This is a genomic window from Stenotrophomonas chelatiphaga, assembly GCF_001431535.1.
Classification (GTDB): domain Bacteria; phylum Pseudomonadota; class Gammaproteobacteria; order Xanthomonadales; family Xanthomonadaceae; genus Stenotrophomonas; species Stenotrophomonas chelatiphaga.
Window position 1 is genome coordinate 1 of record NZ_LDJK01000104.1, and the last position, 8,487, is coordinate 8,487.

Consider the following 8,487-nt stretch of genomic DNA (forward strand, 5'->3'; position numbering starts at 1 on the left):
CTTTCAAAGATCAGGGGAAGTGGCCTCAGCGCCGTTCCCGTGTGCTCCGACGTTTCCGTCGTTGCGAGCCGCCCATTATAGCCGGCTTTTCCGCTTCGTCAACACCTTTTTTCAAGGCCGTTTCGCCGTAGCGAAGCGTTGTTGACTCTGCTGCTTCGACGTCCGGCCCGAAGGCGTTTCGTCGTTGCGAGCCGCCTATTATGCCGGACTTTTTCAGTCCGTCAACACCTTCGTTCGAATAAATCGTTCGGCGGTGGTGGCGTCCCTGTGTCGCTGAAGCTCCTTGGTGGCGACCCCTGCGACGGGGGAGGTGAAGTATGTCCCTTTCGCTCTGCTTTGGGAAGGGGGTGTGAGCATTTATTTCACACCGCCATGCATTTGTTCATGCATGGCGGTGCCGGAGCCCTTGTGCGGGCTCAGCCCACCAGCAGGCGGACCCGGGCAAAGGTGCGCTTGCCCACCTGCAGCAGGCCTTCGAAACCGGGCTGCAGCACCTGCTGGCCGTCTTCGACGACTTCGCCATCCACCTTCACCGCGCGCTCCTTGAGCTTGCGGTTGGCTTCGGAGTTGCTCGGGGTCAGCCCGGCAGCGGTCAGCAGGGCGGCGATACGCAGGCCCTCGGCCGGCACGACTACGTCCTGCAACGGCAGCTGGGTGATGTCGCCCTGCCCGGTCACCGCGGCATTCCATCCGGCCACGGCCTGCTCGGCGGCGGCGGCATCATGGAAGCGGGTGGCCAGTTCGCGGGCCAGCCGCAGCTTCACTTCACGCGGGTTGAGGCCGCCCGCCGCCACCTGCTCACGCAGGGCCAGCGCCTCGGCCTGGCTGATGTCGAAGGACAGCAGCTCGATCCAGCGCCACATCAAGGTGTCATCCACCTTCATGGTCTTGGTGACGATGTCGATGGCCGGCTCGCTCACACCTATATAGTTGTGCAGCGACTTGGACATCTTGTTGACCCCGTCCAGGCCCTCCAGCAGCGGCATGGTCAGCACTACCTGCGGCTTCTGCCCGTGGTGCTCCTGCAGGCCGCGGCCCATCAGCAGGTTGAACTTCTGGTCGGTGCCGCCCAGTTCCACGTCCGCTTCCAGGGCAACCGAGTCATAGCCCTGCACCAGCGGGTACAGGAACTCATGGATGGCGATCGACTGCTGGGCGGCATAGCGCTTGGCGAAGTCATCGCGTTCCAGCATGCGCGCCACGGTGTGCTGGCCGGCCAGGCGGATCATGTCCGCCGCGCCCATCTTGCCGAACCACTCCGAATTGAAGCGCACTTCGGTCTTTTCGCGATCCAGCACCTTGAACACCTGCTCTTCATAGGTGCGCGCGTTGGCCAGCACGTCCTCGCGGCTGAGCGGCTTGCGGGTGAGGCTCTTGCCCGACGGGTCGCCGATCATGCCGGTGAAGTCGCCGATCAGGAAGATCACCTGGTGGCCGAGGTCCTGGAACTGGCGCAGCTTGTTCAGCAGCACCGTGTGGCCCAGGTGCAGGTCCGGCGCGGTGGGGTCGAAGCCGGCCTTGATCCGCAGGGGCTTTCCGCTTTCCAGGCGGGCGCGCAGGTCGTCGACCTTGAGGATCTCGTCGGCACCGCGGCTGATCAGGGCAAGGGCTTCATCGATGGAGGACACGTTCACTACTCCCGGCAACGCCGTTTCTTCTTGTGGGGTGTTAAGAGCAAGTTAACCGCATCGGCTTCACAAAAGCCAATAGGCACAAGGGTTTGACGCGGTTTTCATAGGTGTCTATGGTAACCGGCGATCCAGCCCGTGCTCCCGGGCCAGCCAGGAAAACACCTCTGATGCTCAATACCGATCACGGCCGCGCGCGCAAACAGCGCTTCAAGGAACGGCTCCACGTCCTGCACGACAACGCCCTGCACCGGAAGCTCAGGCAACACCTCCCCGCTGCCTTCAATGAACGCTGGACCCGTCGCCACTGGGTGCATGCCAGTCTGTTCGCGACCATCGGCATGCTGGTCGCCACCATCGTGCCGGGCTTCTCCAGCACCATCGAGACCCCCTACCCCAACGCCCATACCAGCCTGGCGCTGCCGTTGCCGCCGCTGGCGCACGCTCGCCAGCAGGCGACGCCCGGCGACAGCTGGCAGGTGCTGCGCGTGCAGCGCGGCCAGACTCTGAGCGACCTGTTCGACGAAGCCGGGATCCCGGCGACCACCCTGCACCGCGTGCTGGACCATCCGGGCACCCGCGAGGCGCTGGTCAAGCTGCGCCCGGGCACCGAGATCGCCTTCGACATGCCGCTGTCCGGCGAGCTGCGCAGCATCCGCTTCAACCGCGACGAGGCCAACCGGGTGGAACTGGCGCTGACCGGCGACAGCATCAAGGAAACGGTCACCAAGCGCGAGACCAGCACCCGCACCGTGGTCACCAGCGGGGAGATCACCAGTTCGCTGTATGCCTCCGCGCGCAAGGCGGGGCTGTCGCCGTCGGCGATCGCCACGATGACCGACGAGATCTTCAAGTACGACATCGACTTCTCCAAGGACCTGCAGCCGGGCGATCGCTTCAGCGTGGTCATGGACGAAACCTGGCGCGAAGGCGAGCGGGTCGACACCAGCAAGATCCTCGCCGCCACCTTCACCAGCGGCGGCAAGACCTATTCCGGTTTCCGCTTCGACCGCAATGGCAAGGCCGAGTACTTCGACCTGGATGGCCGCCCGCTGAAGAAGAGCTTCATCCGCATGCCGATCCAGTTCGCGCGGCTGAGCTCCACCTTCGGCGCGCGCCGCCACCCGGTGCTGGGCAAGATGCGCATGCACAAGGGCGTGGACTACGCCGCGCGCACCGGTACCCCGATCATGGCCGCCGGTGATGCCCGCGTGCAGTTCGCCGGCACCCAGCGTGGCTATGGCAACGTGGTGATCCTGGACCATGGCCGCGGCCACACCACGCTGTACGGGCACATGTCGCGCTTCGGCAGCATCCGCACCGGCCAGCGCGTGGCGCAGGGCACGGTGATCGGCTATGTCGGCTCCACCGGGCTGGCCACCGGCCCGCACCTGCATTACGAATTCCGCGTCAACGGCGAGCACCGCAATCCGCTCAGCGTGACCATGCCGCCGCCGGAACCGCTGAAGGGTGCCGAGCTGGTTGCCTTCCGTGCGCAGACCTCGCCGGCGATGGCACGCATCCAGGGCATGGAAAAGATGATCTATGCCGATGCCGGCCCCGCGCCGAAGGCAGCCGACGCCACCACCGAAGTGGCCAGCACCGCGCGCGGCAGCACCGGCAGCAAGCGCGGCTGAGGCACCGATCCCTCACGTTGACGAGCATCGACAGGGCGCCCAAGCTGGCGCCCTTGTTGTTCGTGGAGGTTCCATGGCTGCTTCGTTCGACCCCGCCCTGCCGCTGTACCTGGGCCTGATGTCCGGCACCAGCGCGGATGGCATCGATGCCGCGCTGGCGCAGTTTCCCGTCGATGGCGGCTGCCGCTTCGTCGAAGGGCTGACCCTGCCATGGGACCCGCTGCTGCGCGAGCGGCTGGTATCGCTGGGCCAGGGCGGCGAACTGGCTTCGCTGGATGAGCTGGGCGATGTCGATGCGCGCATCGGCCTGGCCTTCGCGGCTGCGGCGGTGGCGTTGCTGCAGCACAGTGGCGTGGACGCGGCCCAGGTCAGGGCGATCGGTTCGCATGGACAGACAGTGCGTCACCGGCCCTCGGCGTCGCCGGCCTTCACCCTGCAGCTGGGCGATGCCAACCGCATCGCCGAGCACACCGGGATCACCACCGTGGCCGACTTCCGCCGGCGCGACGTAGCCGCCGGGGGACAGGGCGCGCCGCTGATGCCGGCCTTCCACCTGGCGATGCTGGGTACAGCCGACGAAGACCGCGCGGTGCTCAACCTGGGCGGCATCGCCAACCTGACGCTGATCCCGCGCGAAGGGACGCTGCTCGGGTTCGACACCGGCCCGGCCAATGCCCTGTTGGACGCCTGGTGCGAGCGGCATACCGGCCGCACCTACGATGCCGACGGCGCGTTCGCGGCCAGCGGCGTGGTCGATGCGGGCCTGCTGGCGCGCTGGCGCGACGACCCGTGGTTCGCCCTGCCACCGCCGAAGAGCACCGGACGCGAGCAGTTCCACCTGGCCTGGGTGCAGCAACAGATCGGCGACGGCCAGCACGTGGCCGCGGACGTGCAGGCCACCCTGCTGGAGCTGACTGCGGTGACCGTGGCCGATGCGCTGCTGCGCACCCTGCCCGGCGCCCGCCGGGTACTGGTGTGTGGCGGCGGCGTGCGCAATGGTCATCTCATGCAGCGGCTGGCGGCGCGCCTGCCCGGCGTGGTGGTGGAATCCAGCGTGCGGCATGGGCTGGATCCGGACTATCTGGAAGCGCTGGGCTTTGCCTGGCTGGCCCAGCGCACATTGGACGGCCTGGCCGGCAACCTGCCCAGCGTCACCGGTGCCGCAGGGCCGCGGATCCTCGGTGCGATCCATCCGGGCTGAGCCGGTGCGGGCTCCACCGAGCACGGCCCGGCGCTGACGAAGGGTCAGAAGCCGTGTCCGGCGGGCAGCGCCTGCAACGCGGCGATGGCCTCGGCCAGCGCATCCACTTCGGGATCGGCGAAGCCGCTGCGTACTTCCAGTTCAGTGGAAAACAGTCCCTGCTCCAGCACCGCCACGCAGGTCTGGGCCTGCGTCCAGCCGCGCGCGACCGCCAGCCGCGCTATCCGGTCCAGGATCATCGGGTCTACTTCCTGCAGCAGCAGGTCCGCCATGCTTGTTTCCCCATTCCAGGGCACCGCCCCCACGGTGCCGACAGGCGATCATCCCGCACCGCGCCCGCGCAGGCAATCAACCGGCGGCGGGGGCGCTGCGGTCTGACAGGCGCGGCCACAACCAGGCCAGCAACAGCAGGGTCGGCACCACGGTGACCGCGCTGAGCAGGAAAAACGTGCTGTAGGACGTGGCCTCGACGAGGTAGCCGGACACGCCGCCGACGAACTTGCCCGGCAGGTTGGCCAGCGACACCAGCAGCGCGTACTGGGTGGCGGTGAAGTTGCGGTCGGTCAGCGAGGACATGAAGGCCACCAGCACGGTGCCGGCAAAGCCCTGGAACAGGTTGTCGGCACTGAGCGCGGCGTAGAACGCCCACAGCTGGCCGGGATTGTGCGCCATCAGCAGGAACGCCAGGTTGGACAACGCCACGCCCAGGGCGGCGACCAGCAGCATGCGCCGGAAGCCGAACGCGGCCACCGCGACGCCGCCAAGGAAGGCGCCGCCGATTCCCATCCAGACCCCGAACAGCTTGGAGACGGTGGCGATGTCGGCTTTGTCGAAGCCCGAATCGAGGTAGAACGGCCCGGCCATCACCCCGATCACCTGGTCGGGGAACTTGAACAGGCCAACGAAGGCCAGCAGGCCGACGGCCAGTGCCACCCCGTTGCGGGTGAAGAAACTGGCGATTGGCTGGATGAAGGCTTCGGCCACGTCGATGCGGCGCTGCACGAGCGCCTCCGGGCGTGCCGGCTCACGGCAGAACACGGTGGTGAGGATCGGCAGCAGCATCAGCGAGGCCATTGCCAGGTAGGCCACGATCCAGCCTTCGAACTGCGCCAGGTACAGGGCCCCGGCACCGGCCAGGATCAGGCCGATGCGGTAGCCCAGCGTGTAGGTGGCGGCCAGCGCGGCCTGCGAGGCGTCCGGGGCGATCTCGATACGGTAGGCATCGACGACCGAATCCTGGGTGGCGCCGGCGAAGGAGGCGACGAGCACCCAGCACACCAGCGGTGCGACCCCCTGTTCCGGGCGTACGAAGGCCAGCGCGACGAGCCCCACCAGCACCAGTACCTGCGACGCCAGCAGCCACGACCGGCGCCGCCCCATGAAGGCCAGCAGCGGCAGTGCATAGCGGTCCAGCACCGGCGCCCAGAGGAACTTCAGCAGGTAGAAAAAGCTGGCCAGGCTGATCAGGCCGATGCTGCCCAGGTCCAGGCCGACGTCGCGCAGGCGGGTGGACAGGGTCTGCGAAGCGATCAGCAGGAACGGCAGTCCGCTGCCGAACCCGAGCATGGCCATGGTCAGCGCCGAAGGCGTGCCGAACGCCCGCTTGATGCCGGCCCAGCCCTTGTAGGACACCGGAGCGGCGGTGCCGGTCACGGCGCGTAGTCCACGCAGAACGGGGCGTGGTCGGAGAAGCGTTCGTCGCGGTAGATCGAGCAGCCGCGCAGGCGATCACGCAGGCCCGGGCTGACGAACTGGTAGTCGATGCGCCAACCGACATTGTTGGCGCGCGCCGCGCCGCGGTTGCTCCACCACGTGTAGTCCTCGCCGGTGGGGTGCAGCACGCGGTAGGCATCGGCCCAGCCCCGTCCGCTGGCCAGGTCGGTGGCCTGGCCGTGGTCGGCGCACAACGCATTCAACCAGTCGCGCTCTTCCGGCAGGCAGCCGGAATTCTTCTGGTTGGACTTCCAGTTGCGGATGTCCAGCGCGGAACGGACGATGTTCCAGTCCCCGCACAGCACGTAATCGCGGCCACTGTGCAGCCACTGGTCGAGGATCGGCCGCAGCCATTCCATCACGTCGAACTTGAAGCCCTGGCGCAGGTCGCCGGAACTGCCCGACGGGATATAGAAGGAGACCACGCTGAGGTTGCCGAAGCGCGCTTCGATATAGCGGCCTTCCTCGTCGAACGGCGCCCAGCCCAGCGAGGTGATGACCTGGTCAGGCTCACGCTTGCTGTAGATCGCAACCCCGCTGTAGCCCTTCTTGGTGCTGGCATCGCGGTAGAAGCAATGGTGGCCATCCGGGCGGAACATCGGATCGGACAGCTGGGCCTCCTGGGCCTTGGTTTCCTGCAGGCACAGGACATCGGCGTCCTGTGCGCGGAACCAGTCGAGGAAGCCCTTGCTGGCGGCCGAACGGATGCCGTTGGCGTTGAAGCTGATGATGCGCATGCGGTCGATTCAGGGTGGCAGCGGAAACCGGCCCAGCATACCGGTTCACGGCCGATGCGCCGACCGTGGAAGGACGCCGGGCCCGCCTTCTAGTACGCTTTACCTTCCAAGATGAAGATAGATTGAGTCAGATGAGCGACCATCGTCACCGTTTCCTGCAGTTGGCCCTGAGCGCCGACGCCCTGCGTTTTGGCCAGTTCACGCTGAAGTCCGGCCGGCTGAGCCCCTATTTCTTCAATGCAGGCCGTTTCGACTCCGGGTCGAAGATGGCCCAGCTGGCCCTGTGCTACGCCGATGCGATCGACGATGCCGGCCTCAAGTACGACGTGGTGTTCGGCCCGGCCTACAAGGGCATCCCGCTGGCCACCGCGATGGCCTGCGAACTGGCCCAGCGCGGCCGCGACCTGCCGCTGTCGTTCAACCGCAAGGAAGTGAAGGATCACGGCGAAGGCGGCCAGCTGATCGGCGCGGACATGACCGGCAAGCGCGTGCTGATTGTCGATGACGTCATCACCGCCGGCACCGCGATCCGCGAGGCAATGGCCATCATCCGTGCCGCCGGCGGCATTCCGGCCGGCATCGTGGTGGCCCTGGACCGCCAGGAGATCGCCTCGGAGACCGATCCGCGCTCGGCGGCGCAGGCCGTGGCCGAAGAAGCCGGCATTCCGGTGATTGCCGTGGCGACGATGGCCGACCTGCTTGATTTCGCGTCCGGAAACCCGGAACTTGTCGGCTACCGGCAGCCGCTGGCGGACTATCGGTCCCGATATGGCAGCCGTCCGACGCACTGAACGACCCAAGGGGGTGGTCGCCATGTTGAGGAATCTGTCCATCATCGCTGCCTTGCTGCTGGCCACGCCGTGCGTGGCCAGCGCGCAGCAGTCCAAGCGCCCGGCCGGGAGTGCCGAGGCGCAGGCGAAGAAACTGTACTGCTGGAACGAAGGCAGCGAGCGCATCTGCAGCGATGCCTTGCCTGCCGACGCGGTCAACAACGCACGCGAGGAGTTCAGCGCGCGCAGCGGCCTGCGCAGCGGCCAGGTCGACCGCGCGCTCAATGAAGACGAGCGCGCCAACGCGGCGGTGGCGGAGGCCCAGGCGCGGCTGGACGCGATGGCGCTGCAGACGCGCCAGCGCACCGAACAGGCGATGCTGTCCACGTATAGCAATGAAGCAGAGCTGCGCCGGGTGTTCAGCGAGCGCGTCGGCATCCTGGACAACAACATCAACACCGCGCGCTACAACGTGGCCAGCCTGCGCGATGCGCTGTTCACCGCCCTGGCCGGCGCCGGTGACAACGAACTGGCCGGACGTCCGGTCGCCGAAAAACCGGCGGCCACGATCCGCAAGCGCCATGGCGAACTGCTCGCGCAGCAGCGCATGCAGGCCACCTTCGAACGCCAGCGCGTGGAGCTGGATGCGGAGATCGAAGAAACCGTGCAGCGTTTCCGCCTGCTGAAGGGTGTTACGCCGGAGGCGTGACGGAGCGCGTGGCGCCTTCGTAGTGGGTCGCGGAGTTCGAATTACCGGGATTGGGCCGAGCGGTGGGGCTGCGCGGGGGACGGCAAGAGCCG

General features: G+C 67.2%; 8 protein-coding genes. 4 read left to right on the plus strand and 4 right to left on the minus strand.

Annotated elements, in window-relative coordinates:
- Window positions 1-416 precede the first annotated feature (416 nt).
- Complete coding sequence (gene tyrS, locus ABB28_RS16915; protein WP_057687541.1) at window positions 417-1,628, minus strand: tyrosine--tRNA ligase; 1,212 nt, start codon at window positions 1,626-1,628, stop codon at window positions 417-419.
- A gap of 170 nt (window positions 1,629-1,798) precedes the next feature.
- On the opposite strand from tyrS, the gene ABB28_RS16920 reads away from it, so the two are divergent.
- Both ABB28_RS16920 and ABB28_RS16925 read left to right on the plus strand, forming a co-directional pair.
- On the plus strand, window positions 1,799-3,265 hold the full coding sequence (locus ABB28_RS16920) for a M23 family metallopeptidase (protein WP_057687535.1): 1,467 nt from the start codon (window positions 1,799-1,801) through the stop codon (window positions 3,263-3,265).
- A 73-nt stretch (window positions 3,266-3,338) separates the two neighbouring features.
- Entirely contained in the window at window positions 3,339-4,466 is a 1,128-nt protein-coding gene (locus ABB28_RS16925) for an anhydro-N-acetylmuramic acid kinase (RefSeq protein WP_057687536.1), read from the plus strand.
- A gap of 44 nt (window positions 4,467-4,510) precedes the next feature.
- Here the strand turns inward: ABB28_RS16925 and ABB28_RS16930 are convergent, their stop codons facing one another.
- The 3 genes from ABB28_RS16930 to ABB28_RS16940 all read right to left on the minus strand — a co-directional run bounded on the left by ABB28_RS16930 (window position 4,511) and on the right by ABB28_RS16940 (window position 6,916).
- Window positions 4,511-4,738, minus strand: a complete 228-nt coding sequence (locus tag ABB28_RS16930) for a hypothetical protein (protein WP_057687537.1) — start codon at window positions 4,736-4,738, stop codon at window positions 4,511-4,513.
- A gap of 76 nt (window positions 4,739-4,814) precedes the next feature.
- Window positions 4,815-6,119 carry an AmpG family muropeptide MFS transporter gene (locus tag ABB28_RS16935; RefSeq protein WP_057687538.1) on the minus strand — a complete coding sequence of 435 codons (1,305 nt, stop codon included), beginning with the start codon at window positions 6,117-6,119 and terminating at the stop codon, window positions 4,815-4,817.
- Window positions 6,116-6,916 (minus strand): exodeoxyribonuclease III, encoded by an 801-nt coding sequence (locus ABB28_RS16940; RefSeq protein WP_057687539.1) that lies wholly within the window; start codon window positions 6,914-6,916, stop codon window positions 6,116-6,118. Before ABB28_RS16940 ends, ABB28_RS16935 begins: the two co-directional genes overlap by 4 nt.
- Window positions 6,917-7,047: 131 nt before the next feature.
- Here ABB28_RS16940 and pyrE point away from each other — a divergent pair, with 131 nt between their 5' ends.
- Window positions 7,048-7,707: an orotate phosphoribosyltransferase gene (gene pyrE, locus ABB28_RS16945; RefSeq protein WP_042615474.1), complete on the plus strand. Its 660-nt coding sequence runs from the start codon at window positions 7,048-7,050 to the stop codon at window positions 7,705-7,707.
- 22 nt (window positions 7,708-7,729) lie between these two features.
- Window positions 7,730-8,395 carry a hypothetical protein gene (locus ABB28_RS16950; RefSeq protein ID WP_057687540.1) on the plus strand — a complete coding sequence of 222 codons (666 nt, stop codon included), beginning with the start codon at window positions 7,730-7,732 and terminating at the stop codon, window positions 8,393-8,395.
- The last annotated feature ends 92 nt before the right edge of the window (window positions 8,396-8,487 follow it).